This is a genomic window from Candidatus Williamhamiltonella endosymbiont of Tuberolachnus salignus (assembly GCF_964019775.1).
Lineage (GTDB): Bacteria > Pseudomonadota > Gammaproteobacteria > Enterobacterales > Enterobacteriaceae > Hamiltonella > Hamiltonella defendens.
On sequence record NZ_OZ026471.1, the window covers coordinates 1569218 to 1587966 of the forward strand.

At 40.7% G+C, this 18749-nt stretch carries 12 protein-coding genes and 1 other RNA gene; 5 read left to right on the plus strand and 8 right to left on the minus strand.

Going from position 1 to position 18749, the window contains the following annotated elements; all coding sequences use genetic code 11:
- Positions 1-14 precede the first annotated feature (14 nt).
- Entirely contained in the window at positions 15-2579 is a 2565-nt protein-coding gene (mutS, locus tag AACL23_RS07875) for a DNA mismatch repair protein MutS (RefSeq protein ID WP_339051067.1), read from the minus strand.
- A gap of 179 nt (positions 2580-2758) precedes the next feature.
- A complete protein-coding gene (gene folA, locus AACL23_RS07880) occupies positions 2759-3244 on the minus strand; it encodes a type 3 dihydrofolate reductase (RefSeq protein ID WP_100097123.1) in 486 nt (161 codons plus the stop codon).
- Positions 3245-3468: 224 nt separating this feature from the next.
- Between folA and ffs the strand changes: the two genes are divergently transcribed.
- Positions 3469-3565: signal recognition particle sRNA small type (gene ffs / locus AACL23_RS07885), an RNA gene on the plus strand.
- Positions 3566-3851: 286 nt separating this feature from the next.
- On the opposite strand, the gene AACL23_RS07890 is transcribed toward ffs, so the two are convergent.
- The 6 genes from AACL23_RS07890 to dksA all read right to left on the minus strand — a co-directional run bounded on the left by AACL23_RS07890 (position 3852) and on the right by dksA (position 11664).
- Complete coding sequence (locus AACL23_RS07890) at positions 3852-4055, minus strand: HHA domain-containing protein (RefSeq protein WP_029588993.1); 204 nt, start codon at positions 4053-4055, stop codon at positions 3852-3854.
- Positions 4056-4559: 504 nt separating this feature from the next.
- Positions 4560-7700, minus strand: coding sequence for an efflux RND transporter permease subunit (locus tag AACL23_RS07895; protein WP_339051069.1), 3141 nt, complete (start codon positions 7698-7700; stop codon positions 4560-4562).
- Between the two features lie 63 nt (positions 7701-7763).
- On the minus strand, positions 7764-8909 hold the full coding sequence (locus tag AACL23_RS07900; protein WP_100096581.1) for an efflux RND transporter periplasmic adaptor subunit: 1146 nt from the start codon (positions 8907-8909) through the stop codon (positions 7764-7766).
- Between the two features lie 248 nt (positions 8910-9157).
- Positions 9158-9670, minus strand: a complete 513-nt coding sequence (gene folK / locus AACL23_RS07905; protein ID WP_015874001.1) for a 2-amino-4-hydroxy-6-hydroxymethyldihydropteridine diphosphokinase — start codon at positions 9668-9670, stop codon at positions 9158-9160.
- Between the two features lie 12 nt (positions 9671-9682).
- The gene (pcnB, locus tag AACL23_RS07910) at positions 9683-11134 is read right to left on the minus strand and encodes a polynucleotide adenylyltransferase PcnB (RefSeq protein ID WP_422389650.1); all 1452 of its coding nucleotides are present in this window, start codon (positions 11132-11134) and stop codon (positions 9683-9685) included.
- Between the two features lie 74 nt (positions 11135-11208).
- Positions 11209-11664 (minus strand): RNA polymerase-binding protein DksA, encoded by a 456-nt coding sequence (gene dksA, locus AACL23_RS07915; protein ID WP_015873999.1) that lies wholly within the window; start codon positions 11662-11664, stop codon positions 11209-11211.
- A gap of 199 nt (positions 11665-11863) precedes the next feature.
- Between dksA and uvrB the strand changes: the two genes are divergently transcribed.
- From uvrB to nuoH, 4 genes are all read left to right on the plus strand, one after another.
- On the plus strand, positions 11864-13879 hold the full coding sequence (gene uvrB / locus AACL23_RS07920) for an excinuclease ABC subunit UvrB (RefSeq protein ID WP_339051075.1): 2016 nt from the start codon (positions 11864-11866) through the stop codon (positions 13877-13879).
- A 56-nt stretch (positions 13880-13935) separates the two neighbouring features.
- A complete protein-coding gene (locus tag AACL23_RS07925; protein WP_339051077.1) occupies positions 13936-14661 on the plus strand; it encodes an amino acid ABC transporter ATP-binding protein in 726 nt (241 codons plus the stop codon).
- Positions 14662-15006: 345 nt separating this feature from the next.
- Positions 15007-17739 carry an NADH-quinone oxidoreductase subunit NuoG gene (gene nuoG / locus AACL23_RS07930; RefSeq protein ID WP_339051079.1) on the plus strand — a complete coding sequence of 911 codons (2733 nt, stop codon included), beginning with the start codon at positions 15007-15009 and terminating at the stop codon, positions 17737-17739.
- A gap of 20 nt (positions 17740-17759) precedes the next feature.
- Entirely contained in the window at positions 17760-18713 is a 954-nt protein-coding gene (gene nuoH / locus AACL23_RS07935; RefSeq protein ID WP_158531006.1) for an NADH-quinone oxidoreductase subunit NuoH, read from the plus strand.
- Positions 18714-18749 lie beyond the last annotated feature (36 nt).

Sequence of the window (18749 nt, forward strand, 5' to 3'; positions counted from 1 at the left end):
CCCAATATGTCGATTTAAAACATCTTTTGTAAATAATATATCCACTGTAATGCATCATACGGTGTCATCGTATCTGGCTTTAAGGTTTTTAATTTACGAATAACAGGATGATCCGTAGACGCTTTTTCAAAAACAGGCTTTGAAGCAGGGAGGGATGGTTTCGTATGCCCGTTCTCTTCTAAAGTAAATTCCAGCTCCTCTAATCTTTGACGAGCCCTATCGATGACTTTCTTTGGCACGCCCGCTAAAGCAGCGACGGCTAAACCATAACTTTTGCTTGCAGCACCTTCATGAACAGAATGCATAAACGCAATCTCATCTCCTTGCTCCAAAGCTTGAAGATGAACGTTCACTATGCCGTTGATTTTTTCTGGTAAGCTTGTTAATTCAAAATAATGAGTGGCAAAAAGCGTCATGGATTTAATGTGGATAGACAAATTTTCGGCACAAGCCCAAGCCAGAGAAAGGCCATCATAGGTGGAAGTCCCCCGCCCGATTTCATCCATCAAGACCAAACTTTTCTCCGTGGCATTATGTAAAATATTCGCGGTTTCGGTCATTTCAACCATAAAGGTAGAACGGCCTGAAGCCAGATCATCTGCCGCGCCAATACGAGTAAAAATACGATCAACGGATCCAATGATGGCTTTGTCAGCGGGTACAAAACTTCCGATGTGTGCCAACAATACAATCAGTGCCGTTTGGCGCATATAAGTACTTTTCCCACCCATGTTAGGACCAGTGATGATCAACATCCGGCGCTCAGGAGACAAAGAAATGGGGTTGGCAATAAAAGGTTGTTTTGAAACCTGCTCTACCACTGGATGGCGCCCACCCGTAATTTCAATCACGGATTTTTCAGTCAAAACAGGGCAAACATAGTTGAGTGTATCTGCTCTTTCAGCCAGATTAGAAAGCACATCTAATTCAGCCAGCGCGGTAGAACTCGTTTGTAATGAGGCAATATGAGGTAGCAACAAATCAAAAATTTCTTCATAGAGATCTTTTTCTATGCTTAATGCCTTTCCTTTGGAGGTGAGCACCTTATCTTCATATTCTTTTAATTCAGGAATGATGTAGCGTTCGACGTTTTTCAGTGTTTGACGCCGAGCATAATGAGCGGGAATCAAATGACTTTGGGCACGACTCACCTGAATATAGTAGCCATGTATGGCGTTAAATCCTACTTTTAGGGTATCTAGTTTTAACTCATGACGCTCACGTATTTCGAGTTCATTTAAATAATCATGAGCGCCATCAGATAGTGCCCGCCATTTATCTAATTCTTCGTTATATCCTGTGGCAATAACGCCTCCATCCCGTATTAATACAGGGGGAACGTCTACTATCGCTCGCCGCAGTAAATCAAGTAATGCATCAAATTGACCTATTTCAGATAACAATTTTTTTAAATGTTGAGATTTACACGTATTTAATACGTCATGAATTTCAGGTAACTGCTCAAAAGCCAAGCGCATTCTGGCTAAATCTCTTGGCCGTGCGGTACGCAATGCGAGCCGGGCAAGAATACGTTCTAAATCACCGACTTTACGTAAAAGCGGTTTTAAATCAGAAGCCACATGCTGTAATACCCTGATGGCTTCTTGTCGATGATGCAGTGTGCTCATATCTGTTATGGGCATATGAAGCCAACGCTTTAACATTCGACTCCCCATAGACGTCACCGTACAATCCAAAATACTGGCCAGCGTATTTTCTGTACCCCCTGATAAATTTTCAGTTAATTCTAAATTACGCCTGCTGGCAGCATCTATGGTGACATTGTCTTCCTCGTGTTGCAGGATCAGTTCTCTGATGTGAGGTAACGAAGTACGTTGTGTATCTTTGACATATTGCAGTAAGCAGCCTGCTGCTCTTAAAGCCAAATGTGCCTGTTCTACACCAAAGCCCGTTAAATCTTGTGTACCAAATTGTAGATTGAGCTGTTGACGGGCCGTTTCGAGCTCAAATTCCCATAAAGGGCGGCGACGCAAACCTTGACGGGATTCAATCAAATCAATGAGCTCAAAGGTTTCGGGATAGAGTAATTCAGAGGGATGAGTACGTTGTAATTCGGTTTTTAAGGCTTCGAGGTCTTTTGGTTCCATTGCTCGAAAGCGCCCTGAACTGATATCTAAGGTGGCATAACCCAAACCTTGTTTGTCTTGCCAGACAGCGGCCAGTAAATTATCTTGTTTCTCCTGCAATAATGCTTCATCACTGATGGTGCCAGGCGTCACGATACGAACGACCTTGCGTTCAACAGGCCCTTTGCTCGTTGAAGGATCTCCTACCTGTTCACAAATAGCCGCAGATTCACCTAATTGAACAAGTTTTGCTAAATAATTATCGATGACATGATAGGGCACGCCTGCCATGGGAATAGGTGTGCCTGCAGATTGCCCGCGTTGAGTCAATGAAATATCCAGTAATCTGGAAGCGCGTTTGGCATCGTCATAAAACAATTCATAAAAATCGCCCATTCGATAAAACAAAAATACCTCTGGATGTTCAGATTTAAGCCGTAGGTATTGCTGCATCATTGGGGTATGAGATTCACATTTATTGATACTGTCCATAGGAATATTTCTCCTGCTTTAAGTGAATTTAAAATTAACAGGGAATGCCATTTTTAAAAATGAAGGAGAGAAAAATATGATCTGGTTTTTTGCGCTGCATATTAACCGATTTAGCTTAAAACAAATACTTCAGCCACATTAATATTTTGATATGAATCCGATCAAAAAGGCTGACATCCTCATCCTACTCTGTGAAAAATTTGAAAGGAAAAAGAATAAAGATGACTATTATCGGGAGAATGAGATTCTTGAAATACCATTTCCCACTGTTGTTGTTCATATTCAGGAAAATAAGTATCACCTTCGATATTTTTTAAAACCTCAGTGAGGTAAAGACGATTCGCTTGAGGTAAAAATTGACGATAAATTTCAGCGCCTCCAATCACCATGACTTCAGGGGCATCCTGAGCCGCTTTTAATGCTTTTTCCATCGAAGAAACCCCTATCACTCCTGGAGAGGCAATCCCTTGGCGGGTCATCACAATATTCATCCGCCCAGGCAAAGCTCGCCCTAGAGAGTCGAAAGTTTTACGCCCCATAATAACAGGTTTGTGAAGAGTATTTTTTTTAAACCACGCAAAATCAAGAGGGAGATGCCATGGCATCTTATTATTCAAGCCAATCACACGATTCTGAGCCATGGCGGCAATTAAACTGATGATCATAGTCTTAAGTCCAAAAATGAGAAAAATCAACAGATCTCTTACAAAACTGACCTCGGGTGGAGGGTTGTGCTTTATGATCAAGCTCCCATCGGATAATATTGAATGTTGATACATTTAAAGTAAGCATTTCAAGCCCTTTTTATAGTAATCCTGGTTGCTATTTGAAGATATATGTTTGATAATGCGGCCGCTCAGAAACTCTAAATCATCTTCAATGGTAGCTCTGTTGGTCACCTGGTAATACTCACTTGTGAATTCGGTCAGATCCGGAAGGAAGCAGCCGTAGCAGGCTTTGTATGTATTTGGATGCAGCCAGCAGAGTTGCCACCTCAATTTTATTTTCTACAGCTAAATGTCAATTTCTCAATCATCACTTTCATTTTTTTATGAAAGCTATTTAAATTCCTTAAAAGAATTTTTTGGTGTTATTCTAAATTTTGAATAAAAAAACACCATATTTAAAATAAGTTATTATTTGTAATAAATTATTTTAAATTTTTTAATCAATTAATAGATAAAGTGACTTATATATTTATAATATTAGAAAATGAACTCATTTTTTATCAAGCCAAAAATTAACATGGCGTCGCACTAAATGTTAAATAAATTATTTAACATGTTGCCACACTGATGGAGGGATTTTATCGTAGAGTTTATTCATGGTCAGTTCAGCTAAACGATGATCAGCCGCAGAATAAAATAATTCAAGTTCATCATCAGGAAGTTCATACTTATTCTTTTCGATGACACGCTCTAAAGTCTGAAGGGTTGTACATTTTCTTAAACGCATCAGATACTTTTTTTTCGTCATAATAGGTTTTGTTGTCATAGTTTATTTTTTCTCAATATTTAAATTTAGGGTTGTTCTTTATTATTATTCTATTTTTTTAGAAAATAGATGGATTAATTTCAAAAAAAATATCATAAAAATTGACAATATAAATTCTATAAATGCTAAACAGAATAAAATATTTCATTAATTAAAGAGTTTTTTATTTTGAAAGAATGTCTTTGATGTAAGTGATTTCTGACAAGGCATTTTTCATATCTTGAGATACAAAAAATCATATTATTTATATAGAGTTTAATGCAAAAGCGAGAGTTTTCATTAATATTTAATGCTTGTCAAGTAAAATCAGGGGATATTCTTTTCAAAAATTTATCAGTGAGATAGATGCTCTATATCTTTACTTTGAAAAGATCCAACGTAAAAATTTATAAAAATTAATTCACCTTGGTTTTTTATAAAAAAAGCTAAGCTAGCTTATTAAGCATTTATTAAGAATGGCCTTTTTTCGGACATCAATTATAAAAATCAGTTTTTATCTGAATGTTGAATACCAAGGTGCGTTTTTTGACCAAATCGACGCAAAAAAACCACAAAAAACACCGGAACAAAATAAATGGCTAAAACGGTAGAGGCTATCATACCGCCAATCACCCCAACACCAAGGGCATGTTGTGCTCCTGAGCCCGCCCCATGGCTCATCGCCAGAGGTAAAACACCCAACATGAATGCTAAAGAGGTCATCAAAATCGGACGTAAACGCATTCGAACAGCAGATAACGTGGCTTCTATCAGACCTTTCCCTTCTTTTTGAATTAAATTTTTTGAAAACTCAATAATTAAAATCGCATTTTTAGCCGATAAACCAATAGTGGTTAACAAGCTGACCTGAAAATAAACATCGTTGTCCAAACCACCTAAATAAGCGGCTAATAGTGCCCCCAGGACCCCAACAGGTACAACCATTATCACTGAAAAAGGAATTGACCAACTCTCATAGAGCGCGGCCAGGCATAAAAAGACAAAGATCAGGGAAATGGCATATAAAAACAGAGATTGATTAGCAGACATACGCTCCTGAAAAGAGACGCCTGTCCAATCATAACCAATACCATTCGGAAGTTTTTTTGCGAGCTCTTGCATCAATGCCATGGCTTCCCCTGTGCTTTTACCAGGCGCCGCTTGACCTTGAATTTTCATTGATGGAAAGCCATTATAACGTTCTAAACGGGGTGAATTATATTTCCATTGAGTGGTAGAAAAAGAAGAAAATGGCACCATTTGACCTTGTTTATTACGAACATACCAATGGTTAATATCCTCTGGCAACATTCGAAAAGGAGCGGCGCCTTGAACAAACACTTTTTTGACTCGCCCCGCATCAATAAAATCGTTTACATAGATTCCAGCGAATGCAGAACCTAGTGTCGTATTAATATCAGAAAGAGAAAGTCCAAGGACTCGTGCCTTTTCTTTATCCACTTCAATTTTAAACTGCGGGCTGTCTTCCATTCCACTGGGGCGCATATTAACTAATACATCTCGATGTTGAGCTGCCATCGCCAATAATTGATTACGCGCTTGGGTTAACTTTTGGTGGCCTAAATTTCTTTGGTCAAGTAATTCAAAGTCAAAACCAGTCGCAACACCCAATTCAGTTATTGGGGGCAAATTAAAAGCGAACACCAGCCCATCCTTGATTTGTGAAAAAGCTCTAGATGCACGCGCTACAACAGCCGAGACGGTATCTTTTTTCTCAGTACGTTGACTCCAATCGTTTAAACTAATAAATACAAGGCCCATATTTTGACCCTGTCCATTAAAACCAAAACCACTCAAAGTCAAGACAGACTTAATCACATCTTTTTCTTGAGTTAAAAAATAATCAGTGACTTGTGAGAGCACTTTATCTGTTCTTTCTTGACTGGCGCCGACAGGGAGCTGAACCATCGTCACAAAAACACCCTGATCTTCCTCTGGTAAAAAGGAGGTCGGTAAACGCAGAAACAAAACACACATACCAATCACAATAAACAGATATATTATCAAGTAACGCCCTGTCCCTTTTAAAATATGCTTCACACTATAAGTATAATGATGGCTGCTTTTTTCAAAAATATGATTAAACCAGCCCAAGAATGCGCTGACTTTATTTTTTTTATCTTTATCAATAGGCTTAAGAATAGTGGCACATAATGCAGGGGTGAGGATCAAAGCCACCAAAACCGATAACACCATGGCGGAAACAATGGTGACAGAAAACTGACGATAAATTTCCCCAGTCGAACCTCCTAAAAAAGCCATTGGAATAAATACCGAAGACAAAACTAACGCTATTCCTACTAAGGCCCCCTGAATTTGTTGCATCGATTTCTTAGAGGCTTCTTTAGGTGAAAGCCCGTCTTCGTGCATCACCCGTTCCACATTTTCAACGACAACTATGGCATCGTCCACCAATAGACCGATGGCGAGCACCATTCCGAACATCGTTAACGTATTGATGGAATAACCCAATACTGAAAGAACGCCAAATGTGCCCAGTAACACAACCGGAACAGCAATCGTCGGTATCAATGTCGCTCTGAAATTTTGAAGAAAGAGATACATCACCAGGAAAACCAGGACAATCGCCTCTAACAAAGTCTTAATCACTTCTTGAATCGATATTTTAATAAAGGGGGTCGTATCATACGGATGGACGACTTTAAAACCAGCAGGAAACGGAGGCTCAAGTTTGATCAACTCTTCTTTTAGTGCATTAGAGGCTTCTAGAGCGTTTGCGCCCGTAGCAAGTTTGATGCCCACACCAGTAGCCGGCTTTCCATTGTAAAGAGTGTTAAGTTTATAACCTTCTGCACCAAGTTCAACGTTCGCGACATCTTTTAAGCGTACTTGAGAACCGTCAGGATTGGCTTTAAGTAAAATCTGAGAAAATTCTTTTGCAGAAGTCAAACGGGTTTGAGCAACAATCGAAGCATTGAGTTGTTGCCCAGCAATAGTAGGTGCTGAACCTAACTCTCCTGCCGCAACCTGGTTATTTTCTGCTTGAATGGCGTTCATCACATCAAGCGGAGTGAGCTTAAAATCATTTAATTTATAGGGATCCAACCAGATACGCATCGCGTGCTGTGCGCCAAAAAGTTGCACGTCACCGACACCGTTTATTCGACTGAGCGGATCTTTTAAATGAGAAGCCACATAGTCTGCTATTTCTTCTTGTTTCATCGATCCATTTTCTGAGATAAAAGCAAGAAACATTAAAAAATTTCCTGTGGATTTTTCTACTATAACACCTTGTTTTTGAACCTCTTTCGGTAAAGCTGGCATCACTCTTTGTAATTTATTCTGAACCTGTACCTGAGCAATATCAGGATCCGTTCCCAGGTTAAAAGTCAGAGTAATGTTGGCATTTCCAGAAGAATCACTGTTAGAAGACATATAAAGCAGGTTATCGATACTATTCATATTTTGTTCAATAACCTGAGTCACCGTATTTTGTACCGTTGTGGCATCTGCTCCAGGGTAATTCGCCACGATTAAAATAGTAGGAGGAGCCACCGCAGGGTACTGAGCTACGGGCAATTTTGTGATCGCTAATGCACCCAGAAACATCACGATGAGGGCGATAACCCAAGCAAAAATAGGGCGCTCTATAAAAAAATTAGCCATGAATAACGGCTCCGTTAAACCTTTTAAGGTTTTTAGTGAGACAAACTGTAAGCAGAGCAAACATCAAGATTCTTCTTGCACTTTGACTTGCATCCCTTGGGCAATTTTTTGTAAGCCGGTGACAATAACGCGATCGCCTGGCTGTAAACCAGAAGTCACAAGCCATTGATGACCGATCGCTTGAGCTGTTTTGAGCTTACGTAGCTCTACTTTATCGTTTTTATCCACCACCATGGCGGTTGCTTGACCCTCTGGATCACGAGTCACTCCCTGCTGTGGTACCAACAAAGCGTCACTTTTTACACCTTCGTCTAAACGAGCACGAACAAACATCCCAGGCAATAACAATTTATGAGGATTAGGAAAAACAGCTCGGATTGTAATAGATCCCGTCGTTTGATTAACTGTAATATCTGAAAATTCTAAAGTGCCTATTTCAGGATATTCAATGCCACTTTCTAATAATAACTTTACCTTTGTTTTTCCGTTTTCATGTTTTAATTGGCCACTCGCGAGTTCCTGTTGTAAACGTAAAAAATCCCCGCTCGATTGTGTTAAATTGACATACATAGGATCAATCTGCTGAATGGTAGTTAAAGGATTGATTTGAGCGTCTGTTACTAATGCACCTTCCGTCACAGATGACTTCCCACTACGACCGCTCATAGGGGCGATAATTTTAGTATATGAAAGATGAATGGTTGCTTTTTCCAGGGCAGCTTTTGCGCTAAGAATCTCTGCATCGGCGCGCATCGAAGAGAGTAATGCTTGATCGTAATCTTGTTGGCTAATGTAATGCTTGCCATGTAAACTTTTATAGCGTTTTAAGGTGAGCCTGGCGATTTTGGCATTTGCTTGCGCTTTTGCTAAATCACCCTGAGCACTGTCATAGGCTGCTTTATAAGTGGCTGCATTGATTTCATATAATGGGGCACCCTCAGTGACATCACTGCCTTCTACATAATGTCGTTTTAATATTATCCCGTTAACCTGTGGCCGAACTTCCACAATCCGAAATGCAGATGTACGACCAGGGAGCTCACTAGTCATATTAAGAGATTGCGCTTTCAAAATAATCACACCCACTTCAGGCATTTGTGGATGAGTATGTTTAGGAGGATGTTTGTTATTATCACATCCTGTCATCAGCAAACTCACTGAGAGCATAAAAACCGTTGCCAGAGTTAAAATTTCTCTATTTTTATTCATAAAAACCTCAAATTTCTGATGGATATATACGAATGAACAACATTAAATAAAAGTCAAATTGTATTAAATTTACTTTTATTAAGATTTTGCTCTGATGACAGATCTGATTAAGTAATCATTAAAGATGATTTATTCTTAAAATAGATTATATATAGAAATACCATTTACATGCAGGAAAAATGTAAATCAGCCTTTGATGAAGAGAGAAAAAGCGTGGCCCCCGGCTGTATTGCCCAAAACATTAGGTTTTACGGCAGCCCCGAGGACAATTCACAAATATCCAATAAATCCTCTTGCCTCAATTTAGCTAAACATTGAGCTAAAGATTCACCATCAGGAAAGATCAGATCAGGAGCAATATCTGATAATGGATAAAGTACAAATACACGATCTTTTATCCCATAGTGAGGAACCCTCAAACGCGGAGTACTGATGATTTGATCCCCATACAATAAAATATCTAAATCCATTGTTCTTGGTCCCCACCGATCTTTTTCTCTGATTCGTCCATGGTTCAGTTCAATCAATTGTGTATGATCTAAAAGTGTCTCAGGAGAAAGTGAGGTATCGAGTGAAACCACTGCGTTTAAGTAATTTGGCTGATCCTGTGAACCGAGTGGTTTTGTTTGATAAAACGACGAAATTTTAACCGTATCAGGCCTATCAGATAAACGAGTTAAAGCGGTTATTGCACTTTTTATCTGTTTTTCAGGTTCTGATAAATTACTCCCCAAACCAATGTAAACCCGGGTGTTTGACATATTTTTTACCTTCTACTCAGTGTTCAATGTTTTAATATCAGGCGTTCTTTTGGAACGAGAGCTCCGACGACTTGAGTCTTGTTGGAGAGCATCTATCATCAATTTTTTTTGCAATACTGTACCTGCTTGAAACTCAGCCCACCACTGAGCAATTTTTTTAAGATTATGCTGATTTTCTACTTCTGCTCTTAAAACTAATAAATCATATGCAATGCGAAATTTAGGATGTTCCGTCAATTGGAATGCGCGGGGTTTTTGAGAATGAGAGAAACGAATTTGAAATAACCAAATATCCTTCATCACCATAGTAAAACGTTTAGGAATCGCAAAAGAACGACAAATTTCATTCAAAATATCATCCGCCGCCATCGAAAAAGTTTCAATATAGGTCAATTTGCCGTGTTCTTTTTTTATATTTTGAGTTCTTTCAACGAAGGGATACCAAAACATGGCCGAGAACAAAAAAGCGGGATGAATCCCTAATTTATTTTTCAAGCGTTCATCGGTATTTTTGAGCGCCTGAATGATGATCTTTTCCATAAAGGAATCGCTTTTTTGAGCCAGATTTCGAGCAATCAATGGAAATAACAATGGAAAAAGTTGATATTCACAAAGCTTAAGATAAGTTTTGTATCCATGACCGGACTGTAATAATTTCAATGATTCTTCAAATAATCGTGCACCGGGGACTTCCTTTAATAGGAAAGCGAAGCGGGGTATCGGTTTTCCTGTTTCAGGACTGATAGCCATATCTAACTTGGCTGAAAAGCGCACGGCTCTTAGCATTCGCACTGGATCTTCTGGATAACGTATTTCAGGATCACCAATTAAACGAATGAGCCCCTGTTTGATATCTTTCAGGCCACCTGTGTAATCACGTAATGTAAAATCGGCTATCCCATAGTACAAACTGTTAACAGTAAAATCACGACGATGGGCGTCTTCTTCAATAGAGCCAAAGATATTATCCCGAAGTAACATGCCATTTTGTGCGCGTTGAGAAGAATGACTGTTTTGGTTTGCAGATTTTAGCCCATGATGGCCTCGAAAAGTGGCCACCTCAATGGTATCTGTGCCGAACATAATATGCGCCAAACGGAAACGCCGACCAATTAATCGACAATTTCGAAATAATTCACGCACCTGATCTGGCGTGGCATTAGTGGTAATATCAAAATCCTTGGGTTTTTTACCCAATAACAGATCACGCACTCCCCCTCCAACCAAATAGGCCTCATAACCCGCCTTATTTAAACGATAGAGTACTTTCAGCGCATTTTCACTGATATTTTTTCGAGAAATAGGATGTTTTTTGCGAGGTATAATGGTCATCCCATTTTTTTTCTGAACTTCTTTTGTGACGATCTTCGAGAAACCTGTTGAATTCTTCCCCTGATCAAACCCTTTATTTTTATTCTTTCGAATAAAAATTTGATTAAAAAAATGAGTGACTCGACTAAAAATAGGACACCTCAGAAATGGATAATAAATTTTACGCTTTTTTAACTCATGATTGAAAAGAAAGAATGAGCCTTATTTTAGCCCATCCCCTGTTTTTCACGAATTTCAGCCAAGGTTTTACAATCAATACACATATCGGCGGTAGGGCGTGCTTCTAAGCGACGGATTCCAATCTCTACGCCACATAAATCACAGAAACCAAAATCGTTTTTCTCCACTTTTCTGAGCACTTTTTCGATTTTTTTGAGCAATTTTCTTTCTCTATCCCGATTACGTAACTCAAGACTAAAGCCTTCTTCTTGAGCCGCTCTATCAACCAAATCAGGAAAATTGGCCGCCTCATCCTGCATATGAGAGACAGTACGACCGACTTCATCTTTCAGTTGATGGTACCAGGCATTCAGAATTGTTTTGAAATGCTGGAGTTGTATTTTATTCATATACTCTTCGCCGGGTTTCTCTTTATAAGGTTTCACACCAGCAATATTAAGAAGACTCAAGGACGAAGTTTTACGTTTTTGCTGTTCTTGCATGTAATCCTCCTACTATTTATAAAAAACACCTAAACTTTATACAGAAAAATGAGCGGCGCTATAAATAACAGATGGTAGATAAGTTGGCAATTACTCCATAATCTTAGAGTCAATCTCAAGTCTGAAGAGAGACTGAAAACAAAAATCAAATTTAAGTTAAAATTGATTTTTTAAATCATTTTTCATGGAAGCCAATAAAATGCGTAAAGCATTCAAATTACACTCAAATTTTAAACCTTCTGGAGATCAACCTGAAGCCATTCATCAACTGAAAGAGGGATTAAAAAATGGTTTAATGCATCAGACGTTATTGGGGGTTACAGGTTCAGGAAAAACTTTTACGGTCGCGAATGTTATCGCCGATCTTAATCGGCCCACGATGATCCTGGCACCTAATAAAACATTGGCTGCTCAGCTATATGGTGAAATGAAAGATTTTTTTCCAGAAAATGCCGTGGAATATTTCGTTTCTTATTATGATTATTATCAACCTGAAGCCTATGTACCCAGTTCAGACACCTTTATCGAAAAAGACGCCGCCGTTAATGAACATATTGAGCAAATGAGGCTTTCTGCCACGAAAGCGCTTCTGGAACGTCAGGATGTCATCGTGGTGGCTTCGGTTTCTGCTATCTACGGCTTGGGTGATCCTGATCTGTATCTGAAAATGATGCTTCATTTAACAAAAGGTATGATCATAGATCAAAGAGCCATCCTGGCGCGTTTGTCAGAATTACAATACAGTCGTAATGATCAGGTTTTTCAGAGAGGGACTTTTCGCGTCAGAGGCGAGAATATTGATATTTTTCCAGCAGAATCAAGCGATTTTGCGGTGAGGATCGAATTATTTGATGATGAAGTAGAACGCCTATCATTGTTTGCTCCTTTAACGGGGCACATACAGAAGACGGTTCCCCGTTTCACCGTTTACCCAAAAACCCATTATGTCACGCCCAGGGCGCGTATTTTACAATCTATGGAAGAGATCAAAATTGAGCTGGCGCAAAGACGTGAACAGTTGTTGGCGAACAACAAGTTGGTTGAAGAACAGCGCCTAACCCAGCGTACTCAATTTGATCTGGAAATGATGAACGAGCTGGGTTACTGCTCTGGGATTGAAAATTACTCACGTTATCTCTCGGGTCGTGCTGCCGGAGAACCACCTCCAACCCTATTTGATTATCTTCCTTCAGAAGGTCTATTGGTAATTGATGAATCACATGTGACCATTCCGCAAATCGGTGGTATGTATAAAGGTGACCGTTCTCGTAAACAAACCTTAGTAGAATATGGCTTTCGTTTGCCTTCTGCTTTAGATAATCGGCCCATGCGTTTTGAGGAATTTGAATCGCTTGCACCTCAAACCATCTATATTTCGGCAACTCCGGGCCCCTATGAACTCGGAAAATCAGCGGGAGAGCTGATAGAACAGGTGGTTCGTCCAACAGGCTTACTGGATCCTATTATTGAAGTCAGGCCCGTGGCTACCCAGGTAGATGATCTTTTATCTGAAATTCGACAGCGGGTGGTGATTGATGAGCGCGTGCTGGTGACCACATTAACAAAACGCATGGCAGAAGATTTAACAGAATATTTAGCAGAACAGGGGGAACGTGTCCGTTATTTACACTCAGATATCGATACTGTAGAGCGTGTTGAGATCATTCGTGATTTACGACTAGGAGAATTTGATGTTTTGGTGGGCATTAACCTGTTGCGAGAAGGTTTGGATATGCCTGAGGTGTCTTTGGTGGCCATATTAGATGCAGATAAAGAAGGTTTTTTGCGATCTGAGCGCTCTTTAATTCAAACTATTGGCCGCGCTGCACGGAATTTAAATGGCAAAGCCATTTTATATGGTGACAAAATCACGGTTTCAATGAAAAAAGCCATAGATGAAACTGAACGTCGGCGTAAAAAACAAGAGTCTTACAATAAAGAAAAGGGTATTGTTCCAAAAAAATTAGAGAAAAAGATTCGGGATATTTTAGAGCTGGGCCAATCCTATACCAAAGGGAAAGCGAGAAAAGGTACTAAAACACTTGAAGAAAACAGCGCTAGCTATACTGCCCTCTCCCCAAAAGCAATTAAGAAAAAGATTGATGAATTAGAACAAAAAATGCACGATCATGCACAGAATATGGAGTTTGAAAAAGCTGGGCAACTACGAGACGAGATTCAACAACTGACCCTATTATTAAAGACGCCTCAATAAACCTGGTGAGGCAGCTCATTTTTACTGTACATTTTGTCATATTGAAAGGATAAAAAATGATTTCTTTACGCAATGTTTCTAAATGGTATGGTAGTTTTCCTGTGCTGAAAAAGTGCTCTATAGAAGTGAAAAAAGGAGAAGTGGTTGTTATTTGTGGTCCTTCTGGATCAGGAAAATCCACTTTAATTAAAACCATCAATGGATTGGAAGCCATCCAAAAAGGCGATATTCAAGTCAATGGTATTTCAGTTCAAGACAAAAAAACACATCTGGCGTTACTACGAATACAAATAGGCATGGTTTTTCAGCATTTTGAGCTGTTCCCTCATTTATCAATTACAGAAAATTTAACACTGGCTCAAATCAAAGTATTAAAACGGGATAAATCTTCTGCCATTGAAAAAGCCTTATTCATGTTAGGAAAAGTGGGGCTCTTGGCACAAGCAGATAAGTTTCCGCCCCAGCTTTCAGGGGGGCAAAAACAGAGAGTAGCCATTACTCGGGCGCTTTGTATGGATCCTCTGGCGATGTTATTTGACGAACCGACTTCTTCTTTAGATCCAGAGAACATCAGTGAAGTCTTGGATGTGATGGTGCAACTCGCCAATGAAGGCATGACCATGATCGTAGTGACTCACGAAATGGGTTTTGCTCGTAAAGTCGCAGACAGAATGATTTTTATGGATGAAGGAAAAATTTTAGAAGACACCTTAAAAGAGGATTTTTTTCATCAAGCAAAAACAGAACGAGCGAGGGATTTTATTGCAAAGATTTTGCATTAACTCTCTTCAAAATCGATAAAAAACAATAGTTTTTTCGGTAGCCGTTTTTTGTAGACCTGCTCTTTATTATTTTGCAAGAAAATATCCTCCCTGATTTTTTTAAATTTCAGAAGAGGTTATAATGAAGAGGCAAAAATTAAACGAATTTGAAATAAAAAGCGCATTTTTTTTAAATGCGAATGACATAAAAGAAACTTCGTTTTACACCTACTATGATCTACACAAATTTAGGGGGATACATGTTCACCCTCAGTGAACCTTCACAAGCCAACAGGCATTTTAGGCCCGTTTCTGAAGAGTCTCGCCACAAGCTCAAAATTTTATTGATCACTACAGCAGGCGTATATGGCAACAATACATGTTGATGGTAAAGAATATGAAGTCAACGGAAGCGATAACCTATTACAGGCTTGTCTTTCTTTAGGTCTTGATATTCCTTATTTTTGCTGGCATCCGGCCTTGGGAAGTGTTGGGGCTTGCCGACAATGCGCGGTCAAACAGTATCAAAATGCCGAAGATACTCGAGGACGCCTGGTGATGTCGTGCATGACGCCCGCCATTGAGGGCACATTCATCTCCATAGCAGACGAAGAAGCGAAACAATTTCGAGCCAGTGTGGTCGAATGGTTGATGCTCAACCATCCTCATGATTGCCCCGTATGTGAAGAAGGGGGTCACTGTCATTTACAGGATATGACAGTGATGACCGGCCATAACTCACGAAGATATCGCTTCAACAAACGTACCCACCAGAATCAGCAGCTCGGCCCCTTTATTGCGCATGAAATGAATCGTTGCATCTCTTGCTACCGCTGTGTGCGTTACTACAAAGATTATGCGGATGGCACAGACTTCGGTGTTTATGGCGCGCACGATAACCTGTATTTTGGTCGTCCAGAAAGTGGCACCTTGGAGAGCGAATTTTCGGGTAACCTCGTCGAAGTCTGTCCTACTGGGGTATTTACCGATCAAACCCACTCTGAACGCTATAACCGAAAATGGGATATGCAATTTGCGCCCAGCATCTGTCACCAATGTAGTGTGGGTTGCAATACGAGCCCAGGCGAACGTTATGGTGAGTTACGTCGTATTGAAAATCGCTATAACGGCAGTGTAAATCATTATTTTCTTTGTGATCGAGGGCGATTTGGCTATGGCTACGTCAATCGAAAAGATCGTTTGCGTCAACCCTTACAGCGTCGTGGAGAAGACTGGATCACTTTAAATGCGCAACAGGCTATTCAAGTGGCACAGGGGATCATCAAAGCCTCTAAAAAAGTCATCGGTATTGGTTCCGCTCGCGCCAGCTTGGAGAGCAACTTTGCCTTAAGGCAATTGGTAGGTGCTGAAAATTTTTATACCGGCATGGCTGAATCAGAACAAAGACAAGTAGAATGGATGCTGAAAATTCTGAAAGAAGGGGGCATATACACTCCCTCTCTGCGTGAAATAGAAAGTTATGACGCTGTCTTGATTTTAGGAGAAGATCTCACACAAACCGCGGCTCGCATTGCTTTATCGATACGCCAAGCTCTCAAAGGCAAAGCCAGAGCGATGGCAAAAGCACAAAAAGTGTCGGATTGGCAAATTGCGGCAGTCTTTAACATCGGGCAAAATGCCAAAAATCCGCTTTTTATCACTAATATTGACCAGACCAAAATGGATGATATCGCGGCCTGGAATTATTGTGCCCCCGTTGCAGATCAAGCGCGCCTCGGATTTGCGATAGCACACGGTTTGGATCCTTGTGCTCCAGCAATTGATGACTTATCACCTTCTCTTAAGTCAAAGGTAGACATCATTGTAAAAGCCTTATTTGAAGCTAAAAAACCATTGATCATCAGTGGTAGCAGCTCAGGAAGCGAAGTACTGATTCAGGCATCCGCAAATGTAGCGATGGCCTTGAAAGCAAAAAATGCGCAAGTGGGTCTGGTCTATGTGCCCTCTTCGGCCAATAGCATGGGGCTGACCATGATGGGGGGTAAATCGCTTGATCAAGGGCTACAGGAACTCACGAACGGTTCGGCTGATACAGCCATTGTTTTAGAAAATGATCTGTATCGCCATGCACAGGCGGATAAAGTCAATCTGGCCTTAAAACAAGTCAAATCTCTCATGGTATTAGACCACCAGAATACAGGTATCATGGAAAAAGCGGATTTGATTTTCTCAGCCGGCAGCTTTGCTGAAAGCGATGGAACTCTGGTGAATCAGGAAGGCCGTGCTCAACGATTTTTTCAAGTCTATGACCCCTCTTACTACGACAATCAAAACCACTCTGCCATCTTTGCGAGCTGGCATTGGCTCAGGGCGCTTCATAAAACAGAGGCAGATTCTGTCAAAACAGCCGGTACTCTAGATGAGATCATTCAAGACTGTGTTGATGAATTACCGCAATTCAAAGGCATTACTGAAGCGGCCCCTAATGCGGCTTTTCGTATCAATGGGCAAAAATTAGCCCGATCGCCTCATCGCTATAGTGGTCGCACGGCTCAGCGTGCACAAATCAGCGTGCATGAACCTTGTCAACCCCAAGATCAGGATTCTCCCTTTGCTTTTTCTATGGAAGGGAACAACAGCCCTTTTGCCGATCGCCAACAAATCCCCTTCGCCTGGGCACCAGGTTGGAACTCTCCTCAAGCTTGGAATAAATTTCAGGCAGAAGTCGGTGGACACCTTCGTTTTGGCGATCCAAGGGTACGTTTGATTCAATCTTCTAATGGAAGATTGCCATATTTTGACACAATCCCCCAGATTTTTCAGAGGGACAGTACCTCTTGGGTGGTGGCACCTTATTACCACTTGTTTGGGAGTGAAGAACTGTCTCAGCGTGCAGAAGTCATTCAGAAAAGAATGCCTGATCCCTACTTCGTCCTTAATAGAGAAGAAGCCAGAGAACTGGGTTTACACGCCGATCAGGAAATGGAATTCATCTGTGCCGGTCAAACACTTCGTTTGCCGTTGCTTTTAAGTCATCACCTTTCCCCAGGTCAAATCGGTCTACCGCTTGGTTTACCAGGTATCCCCCCTTTTTGGGTGGGCTGCTCTATTGAACAGTTACGTGAGGTGTCCTTGTGAGTGAATCCGCGTTTGAGTTTATGCCTATTTTGATCGAAGTCTTAAAAGCGGTCTTGATTTTGGTTGTCGTGGTTTTTTGCGGGGCCTTTATGAGTTTTGCTGAACGCCGACTGCTGGGTTTATTTCAAAATCGCTACGGGCCAAACAGAGTGGGTTGGGGCGGATCACTTCAACTCGTCGCAGACATGCTGAAAATGTTCTTTAAAGAAGACTGGACTCCCCCCTTCTCTGACAAAGTCATTTTTACTCTGGCGCCTATGATTGCTTTCACGTCCTTGCTGTTGGCCTTTGCTATTGTGCCTGTTAGCCCGACCTGGGGGGTCGCTGATCTCAATATCGGTATACTCTTCTTTTTAATGATGGCCGGTTTAGCGGTGTATGCCGTTTTATTTGCCGGCTGGTCCAGCAACAATAAATATGCTCTATTGGGCGCGATGCGCGCTTCTGCACAAACCTTAAGCTACGAAGTTTTTATTGGATTAGCGCTGATGGGGGTTGTGGCTCAAGCCGGTTCTTTCAACCTACGTGATATCGTTCATTCACAAGCCCACCTTTGGAACGTCATCCCTCAATTTTTTGGTTTTATCACCTTTTTGATCGCGGCGGTGGCGGTTTGCCATCGACATCCCTTCGATCAACCAGAAGCAGAGCAAGAGCTGGCCGATGGTTATCATATTGAATATTCTGGCATGAAATTTGGATTGTTTTTTGTCGGTGAATACATCGGCATTGTGACTGTCTCAGCACTCATAGTGACATTATTTTTTGGAGGATGGTACGGCCCCTGGTTACCGCCCGTCATTTGGTTTGCTCTGAAAACCGGTTTTTTTATGATGATGTTTATTTTAATTCGAGCGTCTTTACCTCGTCCTCGTTATGATCAAGTGATGTCTTTTGGCTGGACAATATGTCTGCCATTAACACTATTGAACTTGCTGGTCACTGCGGCGGTCATTTTATCAAAAGGCTCTTAACCGCCTGTTTTCAACGCCTATCTTCTCTCAGGCGCT

Coding starts and splice junctions, on each gene's coding strand:
- mutS (WP_339051067.1), bottom strand. CDS start 2,579: ATGGACAGTATCAATAAATGTGAATCTCATACCCCAATGATGCAGCAA.
- folA (WP_100097123.1), bottom strand. CDS start 3,244: ATGATCATCAGTTTAATTGCCGCCATGGCTCAGAATCGTGTGATTGGC.
- AACL23_RS07890 (WP_029588993.1), bottom strand. CDS start 4,055: ATGACGAAAAAAAAGTATCTGATGCGTTTAAGAAAATGTACAACCCTT.
- AACL23_RS07895 (WP_339051069.1), bottom strand. CDS start 7,700: ATGGCTAATTTTTTTATAGAGCGCCCTATTTTTGCTTGGGTTATCGCC.
- AACL23_RS07900 (WP_100096581.1), bottom strand. CDS start 8,909: ATGAATAAAAATAGAGAAATTTTAACTCTGGCAACGGTTTTTATGCTC.
- folK (WP_015874001.1), bottom strand. CDS start 9,670: ATGTCAAACACCCGGGTTTACATTGGTTTGGGGAGTAATTTATCAGAA.
- dksA (WP_015873999.1), bottom strand. CDS start 11,664: ATGCAAGAACAGCAAAAACGTAAAACTTCGTCCTTGAGTCTTCTTAAT.
- uvrB (WP_339051075.1), top strand. CDS start 11,864: ATGCGTAAAGCATTCAAATTACACTCAAATTTTAAACCTTCTGGAGAT.
- AACL23_RS07925 (WP_339051077.1), top strand. CDS start 13,936: ATGATTTCTTTACGCAATGTTTCTAAATGGTATGGTAGTTTTCCTGTG.
- nuoG (WP_339051079.1), top strand. CDS start 15,007: ATGGCAACAATACATGTTGATGGTAAAGAATATGAAGTCAACGGAAGC.
- nuoH (WP_158531006.1), top strand. CDS start 17,760: ATGCCTATTTTGATCGAAGTCTTAAAAGCGGTCTTGATTTTGGTTGTC.